Origin of the sequence: Kribbella antiqua (assembly GCF_004345665.1) — a bacterium.
Taxonomy (GTDB): Bacteria; Actinomycetota; Actinomycetes; order Propionibacteriales; family Kribbellaceae; genus Kribbella; species Kribbella antiqua.
The window spans coordinates 41,319-64,335 of the sequence record NZ_SLWR01000021.1 but is presented as its reverse complement, the minus strand read 5'-3'; the positions used below and the strand labels follow the sequence as shown (position 1 = coordinate 64,335).

The following is a 23,017-nucleotide window of genomic DNA, read 5'->3' as shown; positions in this document are numbered from 1 at the left end:
CGGGCTCGCATCGCGAACGAGGGCTGGCGCCATGCCTCCAGGCTTGTCTCAGCGGTTGCGCCAGGTTAGTGGGGAGGTGTGGAGGGCTGCCTTGGCTAGGCGCTGGGCGAAGGGGGTTTGGAGGCGGGCGAGGGAGGACTCGATCCAGCCGTCGACGCGTTGGTAGCCGGCCTCGCGGTACTCGACGGCCTGCATGAGGCATTCGAGGCGGTCGGCGTCTTTGGCGCAGCGGGCCTCGATGGTTTCGGCTGTTTCGTATTCGTGGACGGCTTCGCGGATGCTCTTGGCTGCGTGGTCGGGTAGGGCCGCGGTTTGGTCTTCGGTGATCCGCTCGTTGCTGGCCACGTCGACGTACGGTTTCGCGCTGTGCGGGATGTCGCCGATGCGGGTCTCTTGGGAGTCGTGCCAGAGGCCTAGATAGGCGGCGCGGGCTGGGTCCCCGCCCTCCTCGCTGGCAATTAAGGCAGCGAGCTGGGCGACCCGGAGGCTGTGCTCTGCGACGGACTCCGGATCGCGTACGCCGACATGCCACCAACCTGCTCGACGGAGTCGCTTGAGGACGCCCATCTCGTAGGCGAATGCGACAACTCCGATTGCATCCCAGTCTGTGGTGTCATCGCTCACGGCTGTCGCCTTTCTCTCAGTGGTTGGCAAGCGTGCACGAGGCTATTCAACTCAACGAGGGCGTACACAAACGGGCGCGCCGTACGGTCATGGCGCACGTTGAATCGATGAAGTGGTTGGGGCGCAACGGACTTGCGGGAACTTGCGACGACAACGCTGGTGCGCTTGGCTTGAGGCTGGGAGCGGGCTCAGGATGTGGCCCAGGCGCATGCATCCAATACGGGAGGTCACGATGGCACTGCACTTCCACGGCAAGGACCCCGACAGCCCCACTAACAACTGCCCGGCAGTCTTCAGGGATGAAGAGACGGGCGACTTCTACTTTCAAGGTGAGACGGTAGTCGACCCCGACATGCTGGCGAGGTTCTCGGCAGACAGTCCGCTGCTGGATTCAGAGTCTGTCGTAAAGCTGCCGGCCCGGATGGTCGAGATCATTATGGAGGCGTGCCGTGCCGGAGTCGTTCGATGAACTGCTTGCCAAGTGCAGTAGGACTGCTCTCAAGCTGGAGTTCCGCGACCAGTACATGAGCGGTGACCCCGGCTACGTCGCCTGGGAGGCCGGCGATCTCGACCGAGCCGTCGAGGAGTACGCAGGCTGGACCGCAACCGCTCGCGGTGCGATCGAGCGTGGGGTTCAGATGAAGCGGGCCCGCGTCGTCAGTGAGCCGGTCTCGGAGTACATCACGTTTGAGCACGCGGTCACGGCGCGGGTCAATGTGGCGGCCGGTGAGCAGATCCGGTGGGTTCCCCGGCAGCGGGTATCAGATCTCGCACTGCCGGGCAATGACGTCTGGATCTTTGATGACAGCGTTCTGCAATTCTGCTTGTTTGGTGGCGACGGGCGATTCGTGGCGAACGAGGTGAACACCGACCCGGACCTGGTGAAGTTGTGCGTCACGGCGTTCGAGGCTGCCTGGGAGCGTGGCATCGACCACGATCAGTACAGCGTCAGCGCGTAGTCCCACTGCGTTGTCAACGATGCCCGATTCGCAATTCTCTAGTGCCCAGAGCGCACGTCAGGCTCTTGCCGGCCGGCTGCAGGAGATCAGACTCGACGCCGGCTTGTCCGCACGAGCACTCTCTACTGCCGCCGGTTGGCATGAGGCGAAGACGTCGCGGATCGAGCACGCCAAACAACAGCCCTCGGAGGCTGACCTGCGGGCTTGGTGCTGCGTCTGCTCGGCAGAAAAACTCATACCCGAACTCATCGCTGAGCTTCGCGCTGTCAACTCGATGTGGCTGGACTGGCGGCGAGCCGAGCGAAACGGTCTGAAGCACCTTAACGTGTCGGTTCGTGATATCTACGAACGGACAAGGCAGTTCCGCTCGTATTGCCAGAGCATGATTCCGGGCCTGTTACAGACTCCCGAATACACGACAGCCGTGCTCGCCTCGTTGCGTGAACGTCGGCAGGTGCAGGTCGACGACGTGGCCAGCGCCGTCGCCGAGCGCATGGACCGCCAGCACGTTCTCTACGAAGGCGACCACAGGTTCGCCTTTGTCCTTGAATTGGCCGCTCTGCGCTACCAGGTCGGCGGTCCAGAAGTACTGACCGGTCAGCTCCGTCACTTGCTCGACGTGATGCAGCTGGCGTCGGTCAGCCTCGGCATCATCCCGACCTCAGTTGACAGGACGCCGCGCTGGCCTGTGGAAGACTTCTACATCTTCGACAACAAGCAGGCCAACGTAGAACTGGTGTCGGGATTCCTCACGATCACCCACCCGCGCGAGATCGCCATGTACGCCGAGAGCTTTGCGGCGCTCTCCAAGCTCGCAGTCTACGGATCTCGTGCCCGCAGGTTGATAACAGCGGCGCTGGCCGAGCTGCCTGATTAGAAGGCTGCCTACCGACGGGGCATCGCAAGTTCGCGCAAGTTCATCGAGGGACTTACCTCGATGAACCTACGGTTCCAACCATGACCATTGCGACCCCACATCACGCGGGCCAACTGATGTGGGCGGCCGCCTCTACGGGTGACAGTTCGCGGCCTGGAAGAGATGCCGCGATCGACGTAGCCGCCGGCGAGATGACGGTTCAAGGCGCTGAGCTCCCTCGGGCACTGGGCTACTTGCGCCAGCATCTGCTGATGACTGAGATCGAGGTGTGCGATGCCAAGGAGCGCCTCGCCTACTTCGCACGTATCAAGAGTCTTCGGCTCGACGAAGTGTTTGTGGAGGACGTCGAAACGTGGCCCGCCGCATTCGAAGCCCTAGTCGAAGCAGCACTCTCGGATCAGCTGAGCGTTGTCCTCGTCCCCAGCATGCTGCATTTCGCCGTACTCGGGCCTCCTTCAAACATCAAACAGCACTTCGAGTACATCACTCGTACGCACGTACTCGCCGCGACGGAGTTGTTGTCCTACCGACCCGGCGAGGCGGCGTCCTGACCCCTGCGTCGGCGCCGCCTCGCCGTACCAAACGTGCCGACTCGCTGATCTCAGCGGTCAGCTCCCAGTCGTCGCATCGCGATCGCCGATGTCTGCCACAAGGTGAGTCGGTCGACGTGTCGGTCGGTTTCAGGTACGCCGACCAAGGTCCACGGCCGGATACGATTCGAGTTCGCTACGAACATGCGGGTGGGATTGTGCGGGTTGCCATCAACAACAAACCGAGGCGAGGGTACGCCTGACATGCTTGGTGAAGCGCAGGAGCTGCTCAATGCAGTCGGGCAGTCGCTCGCGAGCTCCGCAGCTGAGGACTGGCCTGAGCTCGAGCTGCGTATCTCCGGAACCGGCGGGATGACTCACACAGTCGTGATCGCGACCTGCGCCGATGGCAGCCTCGATCAGGAGTGCGAGCTTGACGATGCCGGCAATGATGATGCGGCTGCCGAGCTCCGCGAATCGATGTACCAGGACGGTACAGGAACTTGGTACAACGCACGGCTGACGCTCAAAAGGTCCGGGGAACTGGACGCCGACTTCGACTACGACAATCCGCCGTTCGACGGTGATGCAGATCGGCAGCTCTTGATCGAGGACCAGCGGCTGTTCCCCCGCGACGCCGGATCTCTCCCTCGCTGGCATCCCTCGGGCGGCGGACTCGGAGTGAGCGGTGCCCCGGCCTACCTCAGCGCGCGTAGGCGGCGTCGTTTGATCGCGATGTCTGACTGGAGAGCCTTGTGACAGCTGACCAAGAGAAGCAGATGACGCTATGGAAGATTCATGGCGAGCGGGTGGTTGATGACACGCGGCGGTTACCGCTCAGTATTGCGTCTGTTGAATTGCCTGATGGGGTTCGGTTTGAGCAGTACGTGTTGCGGATGCCGAAGGCCGCGATGGTGGTTGTACTTGATGACAGGTGCGAGAGCGTTCTGATGATTTGGCGGCATCGGTTCGTCATCGATCGTTGGGCGTTCGAGTTGCCTGGTGGCTATGTCGACCCGGACGAGGATCCGGCTGTGACTGCCGCTCGGGAGGTTGAGGAGGAGACGGGGTGGCGGCCGCGGGGTGTGCGGCCGATGGTGGCGTTGCAGCCTTCGGTTGGTACGACGGATGCCGAGAATCTGCTGTTCGTGTCGGACGGGGCTGACTACATCGGTGAGCCGGCGGATTTCAATGAAACAGAACGTGTCGAGTGGGTTCGGCTCGACTCGGTGCGCGGGCGCATTGACGCTGGAGAGATCGTCGGTGCGGCGTCTCTCGTCGGCCTTCTCCACGTGCTGGCGTTTCGACCCAGCTGACCGCTGGCTATCCAGCCGCCTCGATCACTTGCACGACGCCATACACGATGCACCGGGCTACGTCGTACGAGCATGCCGCTGGCATCGACCTTTGGTTTGTTGGCGTGGCGGCGAGACTACGACGTCAGCTAAATGTCGGTGGGGGTGGCTAACGTCGCCTGGAGTACTTGGAGGCGAAATGGACGATGAAGTGAAGGATCTGCTGGCCAGGATTGCTCAGGCGCTGGCTCGGTCTGCTCCTGAGGACTGGCGCGTGTTGACACTGCGGATCTCGTGCGCGGGTGACATGACGCAGACCGGCCTGATCGCGACCCGGGCCAGTGGAACGCTCGACCGGGCGGTCAGGCACGACGCTGACCTTCATCTCGCCGCCAGTCTGCTGCGCACAGCGATGCATCAACCAGGCAAAGGCAGTTGGTACAACGCCCACCTGACGCTCGATAAGTTCGCCCGGCTGGACGCGGTCTACGACTACGACAACCCTCCGTTCCAAGGTGACGTCGAACGACGGTTCCTGATCGATGATCAGCGGCTGTACCCACGCGAGCCCGCCATGCTGCCCCTGTGGCACCCGTGCCGTCCGGGTGGACCGACCGTGCCGCTGTGGGATGACGACGACTCAGAAGCTGAGTGGATCGGACCCAGCTGATTCTTCTGTTGGACATGTCGGGGGTCGCGAGGGAGGTTGGAAGCATGGACTTCACTTATCTTGGGCGTACGGGACTGAATGTCAGTCGGATCGTGTTGGGGACGATGAACTTCGGGCCTCATACGGAGGTCAAGGATGCGCACGCGATCATGGACGCGGCGCATGCCAACGGCATCAACTTCTTCGATACCGCGAACGGCTATGGGCGGTCGATCTACCCCGGGCGAACCGAGGAGATCATCGGCGAGTGGTTCGCCAAGGATCCCAAGAACCGTGAGAAGACGGTGCTCGCCACCAAGGTGTACGGCGACATGGGTGCCGACTGGCCGAACACCAGCAAACTGTCCGCGCTCAACATCCGCCGAGCACTCGACGCGAGTCTGAAGCGCCTCCAGACCGACTACGTGGATCTGTACCAGTTCCACCACATCGACCGGGACACTCCCTGGGAGGAGATCTGGCAGGCGATCGAGGTCGCCGTACAGCAGGGCAAGATTCTGTACGCCGGTTCGAGCAACTTCGCCGGGTGGCACATTGCGCAGGCTCAGGCCGCCGCGGAGAAGCGGAACTTCACCGGGCTGGTGAGTGAGCAGTCGCTCTACAACCTGATTGTGCGAGACCTCGAGCGCGAGGTCCTGCCGGCGGCTGAGCACTACGGGCTCGGCGTGATCCCGTGGTCGCCCCTGCAGGGCGGGCTGCTGGGTGGCGTGATCCGGAAAGAGAACGAGGGCGTACGGCGGCTGGAGGGCCGGGCCAGGGAGACGCTCGAGAAGCTGCGGCCCCAGCTCGAGCAGTACGAGGCGTTCGCGGACGAGCTCGGGCATGAGCCTGGAGAGCTCGCGTTGGCTTGGCTGCTCCACCAGCCGACGGTGACCGGCCCGATCGTGGGACCGCGGACGATGGAGCAGCTGGAGTCTGCCGTGCGCGCCGTCGACATCAAGCTCGACGAGAAGGCGCTCGCCCGGCTGGACGAGATCTTCCCCGGCTACAAGACCGCTCCCGAGGACTACGCCTGGTAGTGGACCCAAGGCCGTCGTACAGGCGATGAGCCCGTACGACGGCCTGTCGCCGTACAGGCTCCAAGATCAGCTGGGCCAGCTGCGCAGCGCCGCCCTGGCGAACGTCACACCCTCCGGCGTCGTGGTGTCGGACCAGCTACGGCCCGGCTCGCCGACGAGGGCGCCGAGGCGGCGCAGGACCGCCTTGGTGTCCCAGGCCGCCTCGCCGGCCATCCATGGCGTCACGGGAGTTCCATCGCTGCTCGCCCAACCGATCGCGGTGAGCAGCTCCGCAATCGTCGCGTTCGCATCGTCAACGGATCCCGCGGCGACAGTGGTCAGGAAGACGACGCCGGCCTGGGTTTCGTTGGCCTCTCTGGAGGCAGGTGGCATCTGCTCGGCCAAGTGCCACCACAGGGCGAGCGGATCGCTGCGGAGGGCTCGTCCGCGCGGCGTGAGCAGCAGAGCTCCGCGGTACTTGCGCAGCAGGCCCATCGCCTGTGCTGACTCCCGCAGATGTAGGACAGGCAGCGTCTGGACCTCGCGATTGCCCTTGCCGATCCATTCTTCGTGCAACCCGAGCTCGGCCATGGCGGCTTCCACTTCGCTGGGCGGCAGGTAGCCAGCGCTGGTCAGCTTGATGCCGCTGGTCCCGACGCGGTCGAGCAACCAGCTGTACGGCGAAACCATCCGCGCCGCGGCATTGGCGTCGATCTCAATCGGCGCGTCCAAGTCCGCGTCTGCGATCAGCTGCTGGAACAGGTGTCTGTGAGTCGCGGAGCGGATCGCCCCCACGAGCTGGTCGAGTGGTCCCGGAAGATCTGTTCCAGCGACGGTGAGCCAGGTCAACGCCTCATTGATCTCCTCGGGGTCGAACGGGCTTGGGGCGTAACCGCCGGGGTTGGCGTCGTCGCCATACCTCTGGGCATAGTCGGCGACCGCTGCGGCGTGCTCGGGATGAGCAGGATCGAGGGCGGCGGTGATCCGCTCGTAGCCGTGTACGCCGCCACAGTCCTCGCTCGGGCCGGGACGGCGACCGCCGATGCAGACGGCTCTGGGAGCGGATTCATCGCGAGGGCGCGCGTTCTCGAGCTTGATCACGTGCATCCAATCGTCGCCGAAGTCGTACAGATAAAGCAGCGCGTCGCCCTGCTCCGCGAGTACCTCGTCGAGGCGGACGTCCTCTTCCGGCACGCCCGTCCTGCCCTCTTCGACCTCGAACGGGCACAGGTAATGCTCGGTCAGGGCGTGGTAGTAATCCTTGCCCGAGGCAAATTCGTGCAGGTGGCTGTCGGTCCAGCCGAACGCGGCCTGGATGACCTCGTGGACCTCGTTCAAGAACAGGTCGGAGGCGAGCTCCAGCCGTCGCCACAGTGGAGGCTTGGTTCCCGTGAGGTCGACGCGGACCCGGTAGGTGACCACGTCATCACGACGTGCTCGCCGCCGCGACGGAGGCGGAGCCTGCTCGAATGGATCCCTGTCCATCCCCGCGGCCATCATCTGCGGAAGCAGCCCGTGCAACTCATCCGAGCCCATGCCGGAAATGAGCGCCTTGAACTGCTCCAGCAGCTCAGCCTTGTCGAGCGAAGGAGCCTGACGCTCGTGGTTGTCCGCCATACAGCCAACGCTACTGCCCACCACGGGACATCACCGTCGAGACTGGAGCATCGAGGGGTACCGAAGAACAGGAAGTAGTCGCCCAAAGCCGGAGCCGACTTGACGTTCAGGCGGGATGGCCGCCGGTGAGGCGGAGTACCTCCCGTCCGCGGGTGATGCGCATCAGCGGAGGTCGGCTGGGGGGCTGATGCCGGATTCCTTGGCCTTGAGGGCGGCGGCGGTTCGGTCGGGGACTTGGAGTTTGGTGAGGACTTGGGACACGTGGTTGCGGACGGTTTTTTCGGACATACCTAGGCGGCGGGCGATTTCGTGGTTGCGGCAGCCGGCGGCGAGCAGCTCCAGCACCTCGCGTTCGCGAGGGGTCAGGTCCGGGAAGGCGCGGGCCGTCGGCGACTCGACCTGGCTGCCGGAGTAGAAGGCGACGATGCGCCGGGCGACGGCGCCGCCGTAGACCGCGTCACCCGACGCGACGGAGCGGACCGCGCGGACGATCTCCTCGCCGTCGGAGCCCTTGACGAGGTAGCCGCTGGCCCCCGCACGGAGCGCGGCGAAGACGTGCGCGTCGTCCTCGTGCATCGTCAGCACGAGGATCGGCAACGAAGGCTGTGCGCGTAGCAGCTGCGTGATCGCGGCGATACCGTCGAAGCGAGGCATCGAGAGATCTGTGAGTACGACGTCGGGCGAGAGGTCACCCACGGCGCTTATCAGCGATTCCCCATCCCCCACGCTGGCGACGACGTCGATGGCTTCGGCCTGCTCGAGGATCGCGGTCAGCCCGTACCGGTACATCGGATGGTCGTCGGCCAGCACCACGCGGATCGTCATGACGCCTCCAGCGGGAGTACGGCGGTCACCAGCGTCCCGTGTGGGCTGGCACCCTCGACGAGCAGGCTGCCGCCCACATCGGCAGCACGCCGCCGCATCGAGTCCAGTCCATGCCCGGATCCAGCTCCAAGAGCGAGTCCCCTGCCGTCGTCGTACACCCGTACGCGAAGATCCCCATTCGCCTGATTCAGCCGTACGGCGCAGTGGACGGCGGCCGAGTGTCGCGCGACGTTGGTCAGCGACTCCGCGACGATCCGGAACGCCGCCTCTTCGACCTGAGGCGGCAACAGGGGCAACGCATCTGCACGCAGCTCGAAGGCCGGACCGCCGGGACGACCCATGCCGAGCGACGACGCGGTTTCCCGTACGGCGCCTTCGAGCCCATGCAAGTCGAGCGACGTCGGCCGAAGCCCATCAAGCACTCGGCGAATCTCGCGAACCGCCACATCGGCCTCGGCACGTGTCCGCTCGAGCAACGCCGGCATCGCAGAAGGTTGTGCTGTACTCGCGGCCTCAAGACCCAGCGCGATACCAGCGAGCGAAGGACCTAGGCCGTCGTGCAGGTCCCTGCGCAGACGGTCCCGTTCCGCGAGGGTGGCTGTGGTGACGCGCGTGCGTTCGCGGGCGAGCTCATCGGCGAGCCGTGCCGCCCCAACGACAACAGCCAGGTGTGGTGCCAGCGCTGTCACCAGCCGCGCGTCCTGCTCAGTGACCCCAGTTGCTCCGCGGCGTGGCCCGATCGTCAAGGTGCCGAGCTGGACTCCCCTGTGCCGCAGCGGAAGGTTGAGTGTCGCGCCTGCAGCCTCACCCACTCTGGCGACCAGTCCACCGTGGATGTCGCGGACGACGGCGTACGACGTACCAGCGGCCGAGGCGACCGCTTCAAGCATCGAGGCGACCGGATCATCGTGCTCGACCTCGAGCCCCGCGCTGACCCGGTCCACAAGTGTGAGCGGATCGGCACGCTCCCCGAGCACCAGCCGATCGACCAGAACCCGCAACCGTCCAGCGACGGGCAGCACCAAGACGGCCACCACAGCGGACGCGGCTAGCAGCGGCAACGGCCCTTCGGGGACGAGCCGGGCGAATGCCGTGGTCAACCCACCAAAGATGAGGGCGACCATCAACGTCATCGGGAGGTACAGCAGAGTGCGCCTGAGCACTACCTCGATGCCGAGCAGCCGATAGCGCAGTACGCCGATCGTCACGGCCACGGGAACCAGACCGTAGGCGATCGCAAACAGCACGCGGTACTCGGTGAAGATCGTGGCCGCCATCGCCGCGACCACGCCGAGCAACCACAGCAACTGCTGCCGCTCCGGGGTCCTGGCGCGGATCGCGCGGACAAGGGTCCCAATGACGGTGACGGTCGCCGTGGAAATCAGGAGGACAATCGCCGGCAACCCGACCACCCATGACCACCATGTCGGGGCGTCCCACGGCAGACGTGTCCCGCGCACGGTGTCATCAACAGCACCGGGACCGGACGCGACCGCCAGTACACCAAGCCCGATTCCGACGAGTGCTACGCGCACGTGCCACAACCAGAACGCGGAAGTCGGTCGACCGGTGGGGTAGAGCGGCGGGAGCACGATTGCCGGCAGGAGCAGTGAGGGGAACCAGGTCCACGACGCGAGCCATGCAGCCGCAAGGCCCAGCGGCAGGGAGTGGTCGGGATCGGTGAGCGCACGCGTGGCGTACGCGTCGGCGGCCACGTTGGTCACCTGGAGCAACCCAGAGACGACCAGGAGCCAGCCGATCCAGTTTCGTGGCCGCAGTTGAATCAGTGCGGCGCCCGAGAGAGCGAAGCCGGCGATGATCAGACCCATCCACAGGTCGGGGCCCGGGGCGATGACCTCGGGACGGGACATGACACCACCCTCGAGCGACAACGGAACCGTCGCGAACAGGACGAGGGTGAGCGCAGCGAGCGACCAGCCGCCGATCCGGCGTACTCGGTCGTCGTCACGCACCGCTCCCATGCACACAGTGTGCGCCCGATCGAACTGGCTGTCCCGGGACAGAAGTCCCAGAGCGCCCGGGAGGAGCTCCCGGCCGAACCTTGTCCCGTGACAGATCCGTCCTAGTGGCAATCCGTGGTGCGCTCGAAGCCTCATTTCCAACCCAGAGGAGCTCCCATGAGCACCGCCACCACCGCGTCGCACCGAATCGACGTGCTTCACCCGCTGATCGCCGCGGCGATCGGCGCAGTCACCTTCGGCCTCACGATGACGGCCGGCGAGGTGTTCGGCCTCAACTCCGACTCGGCCGGAAGCGCTGCAACCAGCATGCTGGAAATCGCCTTGTACGTCGGATTGGTCGTCGCCGCGATGGCTATTGCCGTCTGGCTCGGCCTCCATGCCCGAGCAGGTTCGCCCAGCCGGCTGTCCGCCACAACGCTCGGTCTCGCCGTCGCATCGGCTGCCACGTACGTCGGCTTCTGGTCGGGGTGGCCTCACGTCTTCGGCGCGGTCGCCGTCGTACTCGCGGTCGAGCACCGACGCCGGGTCGGTTCGTTCTCGGCCGCCACGCTGATCGCATTAGTCCTTGGTGCGATCGCCTTCATCGCGTCCACTGTCACTTGCCTGCTCGGCTGAGGAGTTCAGATCATGAAGCACAAGCTGGCCATCCTGCTCGGCGCCTTCACCCTCGCCGGGGTCACTGCCGGCCCGGCGTCCGCGGCGGGCGGGGCCGAGCACGCGTTCCTCGTCGAGGACTACAACGCCTACGAACACTTCGCGCCTGGCGACGGGCCGTGCGTCTCCTGGCCGGGCACATTCCATGAGGTCCGTTCTGGCGGGTACCGATTTGTCACCGCGCCCGGTGGCCAAGTCGACGGAGAGTTCCATGTCAACGGCGTCATCGACGGCCTGGTCGAGCTGATCCCTGACAACGCCGCGCTACCGACGTACTCGGGCACGTATCGCGAGAAAGTGAACGGGGTCGTGACCTCCTTTACCGAAGAGGGCGACACCTCACGCGTGTCGCAGTACCGACTGCGCAGCACTCTCCGGGGCACCGACGGTTCGACTATCGACCTCCTGCTGTCAGGCAAGTTCACGATGAATGCCAACGGTGTCGTCGTGGTATCGAAGGACACCTTCACCTGCGCCTGAGGCGTACCGACGAACGGGTGGTAGTCGGCCGAGAGCCGGAGTTGATCGCGGCAGTCACGCGGGACCGTCACGGCTCAGACGGACTACCACCCGTTCTTCGGTACGGGAGCGTGGCTTGCAGCCGCTGCTCAGTCGATTGAGTTGAGGAAGACGTGGACGGCTTCGCGGGGGTCGTCGGTGCGCCAGGCTATGGCTAGTTCGGCGGGTGGGAGGTCGGGGACGAGGCGGAAGACGAGGCCGGGGCGTTTGTAGAGGCGGGCGTTGCCTTCGGCAATCAGCACGACGCCCACACCGGCGGTGACCAGTTCCAGGACCTCTTCGGCGGCGGTTGCTTCGGCTGCGATCACCGGCGCCCCGGATCGCGCGTCCATTCCTAGCCAGAAGTCGCGGAGGGGACCGGCCGCGGCGGGAAGGGCAATGAAGGGTTCATCGAGCAGGTCGGCGAAGGGGATCTCGGGGCGATCGGCTAAGGGGTGTTCAGCGGGTAGCGCGACCCAGCGGTTTTCGCGGACCAGGACTCGGGTGGCGAGGTTGTCGGCGGGGATGGGGAGCCAGACGAAGGCGACGTCGCTGGTCGCGTCGGCGAGGCCGGCGGTGGGGTCGTCCCAGCCGACGAGTCGCAGCGAGACCGTCCAGCCCGGAGCGCGTTCGCGGAATCCTTGGACGGCCGGGCGTTGGAGGTCGCGGCCGACGGCGGTCTGCATTCCCACGATCAACTGACGAGGGTGGCTCAAGGCGCGAGCTTCGACGTACGCCCGGTCCCAGGTCTCGAGCATCGACCGTACGACGGGCAGCAGCGCACTCCCCTGGTCCGTCAGGGCCAAGCCTCGGGGCAGCCGCTCGAACAACGAGAAGCCGAGGCGGCGTTCGAGCGCCCGGAGCTGTTTGGAGAGAGCGGGCTGGGAGACGAACAGGCGCGCGGCCGCCGCGGTCACGGTCAGCTCCTCGGCCGTGGCGACGAAGTAGCGCAGTTCCCGCAGATGCGCATCCATAACCGATGGTTATACCAGCAGGTCTTGGACGCGGCACCAGCTCCGGCCGCAGGGTGAAGCCATGACCCTTCCTATCCGCAGTCTCGGCGAGCTCGACGTACCGGCGATCGGGTTCGGCGCGATGGTGCTTTCGCCGGGCATGTACGGCGAGATCGACGACGAGCGAGCAGTCGATGCGCTCAAAGCCTCAATCGATGCCGGAGGCACCTTTATCGACACGAGTGACGCGTACGGCGACGACGGCCACAACGAGCGTGTGGTCGGCCGGGCGATCCGTGGGAACGACGAGATCACGGTCGCGACCAAGTTCGGGCTCAAGCTGGCCGAGGACGCAGAGCCCCATCCGTTGAAGGTCGGATTCGCGTTCGAAGAGCTGCTGGTGAACGCCGAACCGCAGTACATCCGCGGTTATGCCGAGAACAGCCTGCGCAATCTCGGGATCGACGCGATCGACTTGTATTACTTGCATTTCCCGGATCCGCAGGTGCCGATCGAGGATTCCGTCGGTGCGATGGCCAAGCTTGTTGCTGAGGGCAAAGTTCGTCACCTTGGGGTGTCGAATGTGACGCCTTCTGAGCTGCGGCGCGCGTACTCGGTTCATCCGATCGCCGCGGTGCAGACCGAGTGGTCGATGTGGCGGCCGGTGGACCCCCAGCTGTTGGAAACCGCGCGTGAGCTGGGCGTTGGCGTCGTACCTTGGAGCCCGCTTGGTGCGGGGTTCCTGACGGGGACGGTGCAGCAGTTGGGTGCGGATGACTTCAGGAACAATGCGCCGCGGTTCGACTCGGAGAGCCTGGCTGCGAACAACGCGTCGTACGGCGCACTCCAGGCGCTCGCGGCGGATCTGGGACTTACCCGGAGTCAGTTGGCGCTGGCGTGGTTGCTGCATCAGGATCCGGCGGTGGTGCCGATTCCGGGCAGCCGTACGCCGGCGCACATCGTCGAGAACCTGGCAGCAGCCGACATCACCCTGCATCCGGACACGCTGGCGCGGATCGACGCCGTACTCGCACGGATCAAACCAGTCGGCGCCACGCTGCTGCAGGACGCGCGATGAAGCTCCTCGCACTATTACTGACGGCGCTGCTCGTCGCCGCTGCGGTCAAAAGTCAACGACAGGAGGCTCCGCGGTGACGAACTCTGGTACGACGCCGCCGGCTGACGTGATGCAGGCTGCCCAGGCGTACGTCGACGCAGTCGGACGGAAGGATCTGGAGGGGCTGGTCAACGCGTTCCACTCCGACGGCAAGGTCATCGACGTGTCGCGAACCATCGCCGGCCACGACGCGATCCGCACCTGGGCCCGCAACGAGGTAATCGGCGGCACTCTCCGAGTGCTGGAGATCGTCGAACAACGCCCCGACGGCCAAAAGCTCCTCGTGCACTGGGCCCCCGCCGGTTCAGACGGCTTCCCCGCCCACTACGACTTCACCACCCGCGACGACCGCATCACCGTCGCCAACCTCCAGTACGCGTGATCACGAATCTTCAGCCAGGAAGTCGAGGACCAGCCGGGCCACCACATCGGGCTTCTCCATCGGTAGTCCGTGGGTGGCGTCCGGCACTACCTCCAGCCGCGATTCCGGCAGGGCGCGTTGCATCGCGCGGGCGTGTGCCTCGGTCACCATGTCGTGTTCGGCCACGACGACGAGCGTGGGCGCCGACACCTTCTCGAGTTCGGCCAGTGCGATGTCCGGTTCGGTCCTGATCATCTGCCACACCTTGTCGACCACCACATCCCAGTGATCGGGTCCGTCCGGGGACACTGCGGCGTACAGGTCCCGGAGCATCGGCGGCAGCACGTCCGGCATCCTTTCCAGCTTGATCATCTCCGCCGCCTCGGGCACCAGGCCGTCAGGGTTCACGTTCTGCCCGATCATCACCAGCCGGCGCACCAGAGCTGGCCGGCGCAGCGCGACGAGCAGCCCGACAACGGCTCCGTCGCTCCACCCCACGAGATGCACCCGCGAAAGGCTCAGCGCGTCCAGGAAGGCGATCGTGTCCTGCGCCATGATCTCGTAGGTGATGGGCCCGTCGACGTCCGGTGTGCGCCCGTGCCCTCGCCGCTCCGGCAGGTAGACGCGAAATCGCTCCGCCAGCTGAGGCGTCAAGCCGCTGAATGTCTCGATCGTGCACAGTCCGCCGTGGAGGAGCACCAGCGGATCCCCTGATCCGTGCGCCTCGTAGTAGGTCCGGACCACCCCCGCGGCCACATAGTCCTCTACTTCGTCGCTCGCCATGGCTCCATAGTGCTCGCACAACGGCCTTGCCCGGCTTTCGGATCCCTTACGAAACCCGGCCCGTCGTACTAGGGCATCCAGCCCGTGCGCTCGTAGATGTTGCGGTCGCCCAGCCAGGCGGGAGTCGGGCTTCAGCTGTGGCCGGCGGTCGTTGGGAGTAGGCCGATGAGGGCGTTGGCGGCGAGGGAGGCTGCGGGGGTGGTCGGGACTGCTACCGAGACCTGCCAGTCGGTGGCTGAGCCGGGAGTGAGTGGGACGGTGACGTGATCGCCGCGCTTGGCGGCTATGCGCTCTGGGACCAGTGCGACGCCCAGGTTGTAGGAGACAAGGTGCAGGAGCGTGTGTACGTCGTTCACCTCGATGGTGACCGGGTGAGCGACGCCAGCGGAGGCGAAGGCGCGGTCGGAGATGGCGCGAGCGCCCCAGGTGGGGTCGAAGTCCACGAAGGACTCCCCCACGAGGTCCTGCAAGGACACTGCGGCGGCAGAGGCCAGGCGGTGGTCAGGAGCGCAGACCAGCACCATCGACTCAGTGGAGAGCGGCCGGAGGTCCAGACCGTCGACTGGGTCGCCTGCGGTGGCTACGAACGCCACGTCGAGGCGGCCGGACGCCAGCTCATCCAGCATGGGAGTGGAGCCACCCTGCCGTACCTCTATCTCTACGCCGGGATACGCCGAGCGGAACTTGGCCAGCAGAGCAGGTACGTCGACTACGCCCAGGCACTGCTCAAGTCCGACAGAGAGGTGGCCGCGCAGTAAACCTTGCACTGCGGCTACGGCGTCTTTCGCGGCCTCAGCAGCGGCGAGAGCGCGACGGCCTTCGCAGAGCAGGGCGCGGCCGGCCTCGGTGAGCTCGACGCTGCGGGTGTTGCGGACGAAGAGGGAGGCGCGGAGCTCACGCTCGAGCGCCCGGATCGACGCGGACAGGCCGGACTGAGAGATCGACATCGCCTCGGCCGCGCGAGTGAAGTGCTTCTGCTCGGCCACCGCCACGAAGTGTTCCAAGTGCCTCAGCTCCATGACTAAGAACCTTAGTCGATCGAAGCAACCCCATTCATCGCGCTGGCTGCCAGTTCCCGGAGGCGGTCAGCGCTGGTGGCGTCAGCAGGAAGGAAGGTCTCGATCGCAAGACTCGCCGCGGTCACCTCGAGCGGAGCTCCGATCGTGGCGATCAAGGTGAACAGCCGGACATCGCCCAGCGTGGTGCGAAGGTCGAGGGTGACCATCGGCTGCTGAGCGCTCGCCGACGGGGGTTTGTCAGGCAGGTAGGACTCGACTTCATCGACCAGTTCGGCGAGTGCTTTGTCGGCGTTGTCCCGGCTCTTGCGCTTCAATTGGCGAATCAGCGGAAGGTTGCAGGCTGCGGTCATCGACGAGACGCTCGGGAGGCCGTCGGGGTGTACGGCCAGCCGCAGCATGTTGACCGGTGGTTTGAGGAGTTCGGGATCCACTCCGGTCCATAACAAGGAAGCCGCGTCGTTGGCGTCGATCAGGTTCCACAGACCGTCGACGATGAGCGCCGGGTTCGGCATGTGCGCGTCGAGCAGTTGATGCAGGGACTCCCGCAACGGCCTCATCGAGTCCGCCTGGTAAGGCTGGTCGAGGTATACCGGAGCGAACCCGCCTGCCAGCAGCAGCCGGTTGCGCTCGGCGATCGGCAAGTCCAACTGGTTCGACAGGTGCAGCAGAAGCTGACGGCTGGGCTGCGCCCGACCCGTCTCCACGAAGCTGAGATGCTTCGTCGACATCTCAGCGTCCAGAGCCAGGTCGAGTTGACTCAGGCGCCTACGCAACCGCCAGAAGCGAATCAGCTCGCCAGCGGTCTGCGGCTCTTCCAGAAGTTCTGCAGTCATGGTCGCTCCAGCGTACGGCGGCCGTGCGTCGGCCAGCCATTACCGGTCAGGTAACGCAAATCGCTGCACCTAAGAGGTAATTGAGGCCATTCCCTCGAGTGGTGATCGTGGATGGCGTTCGCAATCACACGATCTGGAGGGCAATGCCATGAATCCCGTCTACACAGCCAGCGCCACCTCGTCCGGTCGCGACGCACGTGCCGTCAGCTCCGATGGCCGGCTGGATCTCCGGCTCGCGATGCCCAAGGAGATGGGCGGGACAGGCGACGGCACCAACCCCGAGCAGCTGCTCGCCGCGGGCTGGGCGGCTTGCTTCTCCACCGTGATGGATCTCATCGCCGAGGGCAGAGGCCTGGACGCCAAGGACGTCGCCGTGACCGCCGAAGTCAGTCTCGTCCCGAACGGCCCGGGCCTCGCCCTGGCCGCCGTACTCCGGGTGGAAATGCCCGACCACCTCCGCGGCCCCGACGGCGAGAAGCTGCTGGAAGCAACCCACCGCTCCTGCCCCTACTCCACCGCCACCCAAGGCAACATCCCCGTCGAAATCATCGTCGAGTGACCCGGATCCTGATCAGCCCGCAGGCGTCGACATTGAGAACCGTTCGACCAATTCCGGACTCGAGCGATGGTCGGTAAATGCTCAAGGTCAGCCTGGCCCGGATGCGGCCCCCGGCGGGCACCAACGATGCGATGCGCACTTTGTGCATGAGTTCCGTACGTCGAGCGCACCGCCGTACGGAACTGGTGCACACAGTCATCGGCAGCATCGAGCGGCGCCGCAGCCACCGGGCAACAGAAGAGCGGATATCCGGTTCTCCTGCAAACCCTCCAACGTCTGCGGTGCATCTTGCGGCAGCACGGTGAAGTCACACATGCGGCAGGAGAGCCGGATATCCACAGGTTTGAAGAAGACCACGGATTGCGGGGCCGATCCGAATACTTTCCATGGCATGGACGATCTACTGGCGGACGAGGTCCGCGACTGTGACACCGATGACGACGACACCGCGGACGACCGAGATCGAGGCCGCGCTCTCCTCGACGCTGCCGAGCAACATCTGCTGCATCACCAACCCGAGCGAGCCGTGGCGCTCTGGCAGCGGTTGATCAACGAAGGCGGCGAGTACGCCGACGACGCGCGCGTTGAGTACGCAGGCCATTTGTTCAGGCACTCGCGTGGCGACGGGGCGCGCGCCGTACTGCACAAGGTGATGACCAATGGCCGGACGAACTCGGTGGCCTGGCTGCAGGCGGCACTGCTTCTCGAACGGCACGGTCACCTTGTTGATGCGCTGATTTGGTATTCGCTGGCGACCGACGGATTGACTGCGGACGAGGTGAGCAACTCGCTGTGGCGCAAAGTGATGGTCACAAGCCGTCGCCGAGTCAAGTCTGCGCTGGGAATGGAACTCGACAGCATCGATGAGCTGGGTGAGGTCGGCGAGGTCGAAGCCTCAGACAAGTACTTCGATCTGCTCGACCTGTTCCGCAAGCCGAGCGTACTGCGCGGCGCGGTCCAGGTCTGGAGCCGGGAGGAGTTCGCTGAGGCCCGTAGGCGTTGGCCTTGGCGGATCAGCACCGACAGCATCGACACGTATTACCGAGAAGTCGAGGGTGTACTGCGCGAGTACGACGAGCGGGTCACCATCTTTCACCGAACGTTCAAGTTCTTTCTGGACCGCGTGGACGAGCTCGAACGGCGACTGAGCGAACCACACCCCACCGCGGCACCGCCGGCTCCGGACGACAACCCTGGTGTCCCCTGGCCGCCAGAGCGTAATCAGCCGTGCTGGTGTGGGTCCGGCAGGAAGTACGAGAGATGCTGCGGCTTGGGTGACCCGGCCGGATCCCGGCAGGCGTGGGGTCCCGAGGGTCTGCGGGCCGGGGCGCAGCTTGCTGTCGGTAGGGTGTGAGGCATGGCGGATGAGGAGTTTCGGGTTGAGGTTGAGTTGGGGAGCGACCAGCATGGGCTGTCGCTCTGGGAGCGGTTGCGGGCGTTGGATCTGGACGACGACGCGCGGAAGCGGCTCGGGAGCCAGGTGACCGTCACCCGGGACGGGAATCGGATGCTGCTGTACACGCACACGCTGGCCGACTCCCAGGAGGCGGAGCGGACCGTCAAGGAGCTCGTTGCCGACGACAACTTGCGGGCCGAGTACACAGTGACCCGCTGGAATCCAGCTGAGCAGGAGTGGACCGACCCCAGCGTCCCGGTGGGCGAGCACGACGCCACCAGCGACGCCGCCAAGAACGCCGACATGGAGGTCCCCGACCCCCGCTACGTCGTCATCCAGGCCTACAAGCCGGAATTCCTCCGCGACCTCGGGCTGTAGGACGCGTCGCCATGCCCGACCCAGGTCAGTAGCTCCATCTCCGGGTCGTGGCGGGGACCGAAGTGTCCGCCGTCAACGGTGATCAGTTCGGCGGCGGGCAGGTGGCCGACGAGCCACTCGCCGTGCGCGGCGGGCACCGAGGTGTCGTCCCGCGCCACCATGATGCGCGTGGGCACTCGGACCTCCTCGAGCGCGAAACCCCAGTCGTCGACAAAGCTCAAACTGTCGTCGATGTAGCCGCCCGAGCCCTGCCGCGTCGCTTCGATCATGGTTTCGATGAGCATCGCGTGCTCCGCGTCCGAGAGGTTCAGGTCGGGTAGGCCCGCCTTGACCCACGCCAGCACTTCCTGCCAATCAGACTCCAGCGCTGAGGCACCCTGGAGGTTCAGTTGCCAGCCCTGCTGGCCCTCCTCGTCCATACCCGCGAAGAAGTCGAGCCCTTCGCTGGAGAAGGGCGCAAGCCCGGCTACCACCGCACATCGCCTCACCCGCTCTGGCAGCAGCGCTGCGGCGGCCAACGCCGACGGGCCACCGCCGGAGACCCCAGCGACGCCGAACTCATCCAGGCCGAACGCGTCTGCGATCGCGCGTACGTCGGCCGCCGTGCCCGCAGCCCGTCGACCCGGCAGCCGGGTGGAAAGCCCGTAGCCGGGTCTGTCATAGGTGTAGACCCGCAGGTGGTGGCGCACGTAACTGTCGTCGGGTTCGCGGAGGAAGCGGCTTCCCGGAGTGCCATGCAGCCAGAACAGTGGGGCGCCGTCCGGATCTCCCCACACGCAGACGCCCAACCTCCGGCCGTCCGGCGTGGTCACAGTGCTCGTCTGTCCGTCCATGGCACCCCCACCCACGTACGAGCGTAACGCCGGCGACGGATTTTGGAGATCGCTTCCGCTTCGGGCGCTCGGCTGCTACGGTCGGGTCTATTCGGTTAGACTAACCGCTTAGACTCGGGCATCGAGGTAGCAGGAGAAGGTCATGGCTCCACGTGCTGGCCGGCTGATTGCCGGTGTTTTCGTCGTACCTGTTCTGTTGTTGGCGGGGTGTGGTGGCGGGTCCTCGTCGTCGAACACTGCGCCGGCGGCTGATCAAGGGCCGCAGACAGGGACCATCAACGTCCTCGGGTCGGACAACGCCGAGACGTATGCGCCGGTGATCAAGGCGTTCGAGAGTGCCAACGCCGGGATCAAGGTGAACTACAGCCAGGTCCCGTTCGATCAGTTCAACTCCACGCTTCAGCAGCGGCTGGGTGCCAAGGACTCGACGATCGACGTCTACACAGTCGATCAGCCGCGGGTGTCGCAACTGGCGGCGAAGGGGTTCCTGGTCGACCTGACTGACCTCGATGCGAAAACGAAGGCTGCGACGTCGCAGGCGTCGTACGACGCGAATCACTTCCGCGACAAGCTGTGGTCGCTGCCGATGTGGAACTCCACGCAGTTCCTCTTCTACAACAAGAGCGCGCTGAAGAAGGCCGGCGTCACCCCACCGACGACGGATCCCGAGCAGCGCTGGACCTGGGAGCAGGTCGCCACGGCCGGCAAGAAGGCGCAGCAGGCGGGCGGCACCAAGTACGGGCTGCTGCTCGAGCAGGCCGAGGCCTACTACCAACTGCAGCCGCTGGCCGAGTCGCTCGGCGGTGGCAGCGGCATCACCGGTCCGGATGCACTCACCCCAGCCGTCACCACCGACGGGTGGAAGAAGGCGATGAGCTGGTACGGCGGAACGTTCGCCAGCGGGCTGTCACCACGGGGAATCGGTGGGTTCCAGACCGGGCCGGTGTTCTCCAACGGCAACGTCGCGTTCTTCGTCGGCGGGCCGTGGGACATCGGGGTCTTCTCGTCCGCGAAGGTGGATTGGGGTATCGCGCCGATGCCGTACTTCGAAGGCGGCAAGCCGGTGACGCCGACGGGCTCGTGGTCGCTGGGGATCAACCCGGCTTCCAAGCAGCAGGGCATGGCGCGGAAGTTCATCGAGTTCGCCACGCTGGACACCGCGGGCAACCTGGCCACGACCGAGGCGACGACGATCATCCCCGCGAACACCAAGTCTGAGGCGCAGTACCTGCCGAGGCTCGAGAAGCTCGCCGGGTCCAAGAGCACTGGGGCAGCTGAGATCGTGTCTTACGAAGCGTCCAAGACTGCTGTTGGACGGCCCGTCTCGGTCGGGTACATCCAGTTCGAAGAGGTGATGGGCAAGGCGTTCGCCGACATCCGCAACGGCACCGACGCCGCGTCACGCCTCGAAACCGCCACCTCCCAACTCAACGAGGCGTGGAAGTCCATCAAGTGAGTACGACGAGATGGACAGCACAGGCGAGGTGAGCCGAGTGGGAAATCCGATGCGGACGAGGCAACCGCGACGGCTGGGGAAGGCGACAAAGGCGGGTAGGGCGACAAAGGCCGATAGGGCTGGTCAGCCGGGGCAAGGGCGGGTTGCGCTGCTCTTCTTGTTGCCGGCGTTGATCAGCCTCGCCCTGCTACGGCTCATCCCCGCCGGAGTCGCGCTCGTCGACAGCTTCTTCACCGAGAGTCTGTTGCGGGGCGGCCGGGTCTTCGTTGGCCTCGGCAACTATTCCGACCTGCTCGGCAACGCCGACTTCCGCAAGTCGGTCGGCGTCACGCTGTTGTTCACCGTGATCGTCAACCCGCTCCAGATCGCCGTAGCCTTCCTGCTCGCCGTCCTCTACACCCAACGCGCTACAGGCTCGAAGTTCTGGCGCTCACTGGTCATCCTGCCCATCGCAGTCCCGCCGGCGGTCTCCGCGGTGATCTGGAGCGTCATCTACCGACCCGACGGCCTGGGCAACAGCTTCCTCGACCTCCTCAAGATCCCAGCACAACCCTTCCTCACTTCAACCGAGCAAGCGTTGCCGTCGATCATCGTCTTGCTGTCGTGGATCGGCGTCGGGTACTGGATGCTCTTCCTGATCGCCGGGATCAACGACATCCCCGACGACATCCACGAAGCGGCAAGCCTCGACGGCGTCAGCCCCTGGCGGCGGCTGTGGTCGATCACCCTCCCCCTCGTACGGCGCCCCCTCGCGTTCGTCCTCGTGGCCGACACAGTGTCCAACCTGCTGGTGTTCGCCCCCGTGCAGATCCTGACCAAGGGCGGTCCGAACGGCACGACGAACTTGATGATGTACGACGTCTACAACCGGGCGTACGCCATTGGAGACCTGCACACCGCACAGGCCGAGGTCATCCTGCTGGTCGCCGTCACGCTGATCATCGTCGCCCTCCAGTTCCGCCTGCTGAGGGGAGACGACCGATGAAACGCACACTCCTGTCAGCCGGCGCAGCCGTCATCGGCCTCCTCTTCTTCATCCCGTTGCTGTGGGTGCTGACCGGTTCCCTGCGGCCGGGCAGTGAGACCTTCGCGCGGCTCAGCCCGCTGTCGTGGGACTCGTTCATCACGGTGCATCCGACGCTGGAGAACTACAGCAAGCTCTTCACCGGCGACATCGGCCGGGCGACCGCCAACTCGCTACTCGTCAGCGTCTCAACCGTCTTGGCCGGCCTCGCGATCTGCTCGAGCGCCGCTTTCGCGTTGTCGGCCTTGAGGTTCCGGGGCCAGACCGCGGTCTTCGCGATCGTCGTACTGAGCTTCCTCATCCCCTTCGACGCCATCGCGATTCCGCTGTCGGACATGTTCCGCGACTGGAATCTGACCAACACCTTCACCGGCCTGGTCCTGCCGGGAATCGGTAACGGCATGGCGATCTTCCTGCTGCGCCAGTTCTTCCTGGCCATTCCGACAGAGCTCGTCGAAGCCGGCCGGCTCGACGGGTTGGGCTGGTTCGGCGTGTTCATCCGCATCTACCTACCGCTGTCGCGTCCGGCCCTCATCGGCGCGGGGCTGACTCTGTTCCTGTTCCAGTGGCACTCGTACGTATGGCCTCTGCTAATGGGCACCGATCGCGGCCACATCCTCGGTCCCGTTGCGCTGGCCAACCTGCAGGGACAGAACTTCGTCGACTACGGCGTCGTGTTCGCCGGCGCTGTGCTGCTCACGCTCATCCCGCTCGCCGTCATCCTCGGCTTCCAGCGGTACTTCATCCAGTCCGTCTCCAGCAGCGGGCTCAAGTAG

27 protein-coding genes are annotated in these 23,017 nt (G+C 65.4%); 18 read left to right on the top strand and 9 right to left on the bottom strand.

Annotated features, from left to right (window positions below; genetic code table 11):
• Positions 1 to 48: 48 nt before the first annotated feature.
• The gene (locus EV646_RS38160; protein WP_241996601.1) at positions 49 to 624 is read right to left on the bottom strand and encodes an HD domain-containing protein; all 576 of its coding nucleotides are present in this window, start codon (positions 622 to 624) and stop codon (positions 49 to 51) included.
• Positions 625 to 856: 232 nt separating this feature from the next.
• Between EV646_RS38160 and EV646_RS38155 the strand changes: the two genes are divergently transcribed.
• The 8 genes from EV646_RS38155 to EV646_RS38120 all read left to right on the top strand — a co-directional run bounded on the left by EV646_RS38155 (position 857) and on the right by EV646_RS38120 (position 5,974).
• A complete protein-coding gene (locus tag EV646_RS38155) occupies positions 857 to 1,093 on the top strand; it encodes a hypothetical protein (RefSeq protein WP_132157625.1) in 237 nt (78 codons plus the stop codon).
• Positions 1,074 to 1,583 carry a DUF6879 family protein gene (locus tag EV646_RS38150; RefSeq protein ID WP_132157624.1) on the top strand — a complete coding sequence of 170 codons (510 nt, stop codon included), beginning with the start codon at positions 1,074 to 1,076 and terminating at the stop codon, positions 1,581 to 1,583. Before EV646_RS38155 ends, EV646_RS38150 begins: the two co-directional genes overlap by 20 nt.
• Before the next feature lie 19 nt (positions 1,584 to 1,602).
• Positions 1,603 to 2,460 carry a helix-turn-helix domain-containing protein gene (locus tag EV646_RS38145; protein ID WP_132157623.1) on the top strand — a complete coding sequence of 286 codons (858 nt, stop codon included), beginning with the start codon at positions 1,603 to 1,605 and terminating at the stop codon, positions 2,458 to 2,460.
• A 251-nt stretch (positions 2,461 to 2,711) separates the two neighbouring features.
• A complete protein-coding gene (locus EV646_RS38140) occupies positions 2,712 to 3,011 on the top strand; it encodes a hypothetical protein (RefSeq protein WP_132157622.1) in 300 nt (99 codons plus the stop codon).
• A 243-nt stretch (positions 3,012 to 3,254) separates the two neighbouring features.
• Positions 3,255 to 3,749 (top strand): immunity protein YezG family protein, encoded by a 495-nt coding sequence (locus tag EV646_RS38135; RefSeq protein WP_158291131.1) that lies wholly within the window; start codon positions 3,255 to 3,257, stop codon positions 3,747 to 3,749.
• Positions 3,746 to 4,306 carry an NUDIX hydrolase gene (locus tag EV646_RS38130; protein WP_199237493.1) on the top strand — a complete coding sequence of 187 codons (561 nt, stop codon included), beginning with the start codon at positions 3,746 to 3,748 and terminating at the stop codon, positions 4,304 to 4,306. The genes EV646_RS38135 and EV646_RS38130 overlap by 4 nt, the downstream gene beginning before the upstream one ends.
• A gap of 178 nt (positions 4,307 to 4,484) precedes the next feature.
• A complete protein-coding gene (locus EV646_RS38125) occupies positions 4,485 to 4,955 on the top strand; it encodes a hypothetical protein (protein WP_132157619.1) in 471 nt (156 codons plus the stop codon).
• Between the two features lie 44 nt (positions 4,956 to 4,999).
• Positions 5,000 to 5,974 carry an aldo/keto reductase gene (locus EV646_RS38120; RefSeq protein ID WP_132157617.1) on the top strand — a complete coding sequence of 325 codons (975 nt, stop codon included), beginning with the start codon at positions 5,000 to 5,002 and terminating at the stop codon, positions 5,972 to 5,974.
• Positions 5,975 to 6,040: 66 nt separating this feature from the next.
• On the opposite strand, the gene EV646_RS38115 is transcribed toward EV646_RS38120, so the two are convergent.
• The 3 genes from EV646_RS38115 to EV646_RS38105 all read right to left on the bottom strand — a co-directional run bounded on the left by EV646_RS38115 (position 6,041) and on the right by EV646_RS38105 (position 10,377).
• Complete coding sequence (locus EV646_RS38115; RefSeq protein WP_132157615.1) at positions 6,041 to 7,570, bottom strand: plasmid pRiA4b ORF-3 family protein; 1,530 nt, start codon at positions 7,568 to 7,570, stop codon at positions 6,041 to 6,043.
• A 162-nt stretch (positions 7,571 to 7,732) separates the two neighbouring features.
• Positions 7,733 to 8,395, bottom strand: a complete 663-nt coding sequence (locus EV646_RS38110) for a response regulator transcription factor (RefSeq protein ID WP_132157613.1) — start codon at positions 8,393 to 8,395, stop codon at positions 7,733 to 7,735.
• A complete protein-coding gene (locus tag EV646_RS38105; RefSeq protein ID WP_158291130.1) occupies positions 8,392 to 10,377 on the bottom strand; it encodes a sensor histidine kinase in 1,986 nt (661 codons plus the stop codon). Before EV646_RS38105 ends, EV646_RS38110 begins: the two co-directional genes overlap by 4 nt.
• Positions 10,378 to 10,533: 156 nt before the next feature.
• Here EV646_RS38105 and EV646_RS39155 point away from each other — a divergent pair, with 156 nt between their 5' ends.
• Together EV646_RS39155 and EV646_RS38095 are read left to right on the top strand one after the other, a co-directional pair.
• Positions 10,534 to 10,992, top strand: a complete 459-nt coding sequence (locus EV646_RS39155) for a hypothetical protein (protein WP_158291129.1) — start codon at positions 10,534 to 10,536, stop codon at positions 10,990 to 10,992.
• A 12-nt stretch (positions 10,993 to 11,004) separates the two neighbouring features.
• Positions 11,005 to 11,511: a hypothetical protein gene (locus tag EV646_RS38095; protein ID WP_132157607.1), complete on the top strand. Its 507-nt coding sequence runs from the start codon at positions 11,005 to 11,007 to the stop codon at positions 11,509 to 11,511.
• Between the two features lie 128 nt (positions 11,512 to 11,639).
• Here the strand turns inward: EV646_RS38095 and EV646_RS38090 are convergent, their stop codons facing one another.
• Positions 11,640 to 12,503 carry a LysR family transcriptional regulator gene (locus tag EV646_RS38090; protein ID WP_132157605.1) on the bottom strand — a complete coding sequence of 288 codons (864 nt, stop codon included), beginning with the start codon at positions 12,501 to 12,503 and terminating at the stop codon, positions 11,640 to 11,642.
• 61 nt (positions 12,504 to 12,564) lie between these two features.
• Here EV646_RS38090 and EV646_RS38085 point away from each other — a divergent pair, with 61 nt between their 5' ends.
• Complete coding sequence (locus tag EV646_RS38085; protein ID WP_132157603.1) at positions 12,565 to 13,560, top strand: aldo/keto reductase; 996 nt, start codon at positions 12,565 to 12,567, stop codon at positions 13,558 to 13,560.
• Positions 13,561 to 13,633: 73 nt separating this feature from the next.
• The gene (locus EV646_RS38080; RefSeq protein ID WP_132157601.1) at positions 13,634 to 13,981 is read left to right on the top strand and encodes a nuclear transport factor 2 family protein; all 348 of its coding nucleotides are present in this window, start codon (positions 13,634 to 13,636) and stop codon (positions 13,979 to 13,981) included.
• Here EV646_RS38080 and EV646_RS38075 read toward each other — a convergent pair whose 3' ends face one another.
• The 3 genes from EV646_RS38075 to EV646_RS38065 all read right to left on the bottom strand — a co-directional run bounded on the left by EV646_RS38075 (position 13,982) and on the right by EV646_RS38065 (position 16,595).
• Positions 13,982 to 14,743 carry an alpha/beta fold hydrolase gene (locus EV646_RS38075; protein WP_132157599.1) on the bottom strand — a complete coding sequence of 254 codons (762 nt, stop codon included), beginning with the start codon at positions 14,741 to 14,743 and terminating at the stop codon, positions 13,982 to 13,984.
• 131 nt (positions 14,744 to 14,874) lie between these two features.
• Positions 14,875 to 15,762: a LysR family transcriptional regulator gene (locus tag EV646_RS38070; RefSeq protein WP_132157597.1), complete on the bottom strand. Its 888-nt coding sequence runs from the start codon at positions 15,760 to 15,762 to the stop codon at positions 14,875 to 14,877.
• A gap of 11 nt (positions 15,763 to 15,773) precedes the next feature.
• Positions 15,774 to 16,595: a helix-turn-helix domain-containing protein gene (locus EV646_RS38065; protein WP_132157595.1), complete on the bottom strand. Its 822-nt coding sequence runs from the start codon at positions 16,593 to 16,595 to the stop codon at positions 15,774 to 15,776.
• A gap of 148 nt (positions 16,596 to 16,743) precedes the next feature.
• On the opposite strand from EV646_RS38065, the gene EV646_RS38060 reads away from it, so the two are divergent.
• The 3 genes from EV646_RS38060 to EV646_RS38050 all read left to right on the top strand — a co-directional run bounded on the left by EV646_RS38060 (position 16,744) and on the right by EV646_RS38050 (position 18,928).
• Positions 16,744 to 17,154 carry an Ohr family peroxiredoxin gene (locus EV646_RS38060; RefSeq protein ID WP_132157593.1) on the top strand — a complete coding sequence of 137 codons (411 nt, stop codon included), beginning with the start codon at positions 16,744 to 16,746 and terminating at the stop codon, positions 17,152 to 17,154.
• Positions 17,155 to 17,545: 391 nt separating this feature from the next.
• Entirely contained in the window at positions 17,546 to 18,508 is a 963-nt protein-coding gene (locus EV646_RS38055) for an SEC-C domain-containing protein (RefSeq protein WP_158291128.1), read from the top strand.
• Between the two features lie 3 nt (positions 18,509 to 18,511).
• Complete coding sequence (locus EV646_RS38050) at positions 18,512 to 18,928, top strand: hypothetical protein (protein WP_132157589.1); 417 nt, start codon at positions 18,512 to 18,514, stop codon at positions 18,926 to 18,928.
• Here the strand turns inward: EV646_RS38050 and EV646_RS38045 are convergent.
• The gene (locus EV646_RS38045) at positions 18,892 to 19,761 is read right to left on the bottom strand and encodes an alpha/beta fold hydrolase (RefSeq protein ID WP_132157587.1); all 870 of its coding nucleotides are present in this window, start codon (positions 19,759 to 19,761) and stop codon (positions 18,892 to 18,894) included. The two genes, EV646_RS38050 and EV646_RS38045, sit on opposite strands and share 37 nt — an antisense overlap.
• A 142-nt stretch (positions 19,762 to 19,903) precedes the next feature.
• Here EV646_RS38045 and EV646_RS38040 point away from each other — a divergent pair, with 142 nt between their 5' ends.
• From EV646_RS38040 to EV646_RS38030, 3 genes are read left to right on the top strand one after another with little or no spacing between them, the layout of a single operon-like run.
• The gene (locus EV646_RS38040; protein ID WP_132157585.1) at positions 19,904 to 21,217 is read left to right on the top strand and encodes an ABC transporter substrate-binding protein; all 1,314 of its coding nucleotides are present in this window, start codon (positions 19,904 to 19,906) and stop codon (positions 21,215 to 21,217) included.
• Between the two features lie 49 nt (positions 21,218 to 21,266).
• The gene (locus EV646_RS38035; RefSeq protein WP_132157583.1) at positions 21,267 to 22,202 is read left to right on the top strand and encodes a carbohydrate ABC transporter permease; all 936 of its coding nucleotides are present in this window, start codon (positions 21,267 to 21,269) and stop codon (positions 22,200 to 22,202) included.
• A complete protein-coding gene (locus EV646_RS38030) occupies positions 22,199 to 23,017 on the top strand; it encodes a carbohydrate ABC transporter permease (protein ID WP_132157581.1) in 819 nt (272 codons plus the stop codon). The genes EV646_RS38035 and EV646_RS38030 overlap by 4 nt, the downstream gene beginning before the upstream one ends.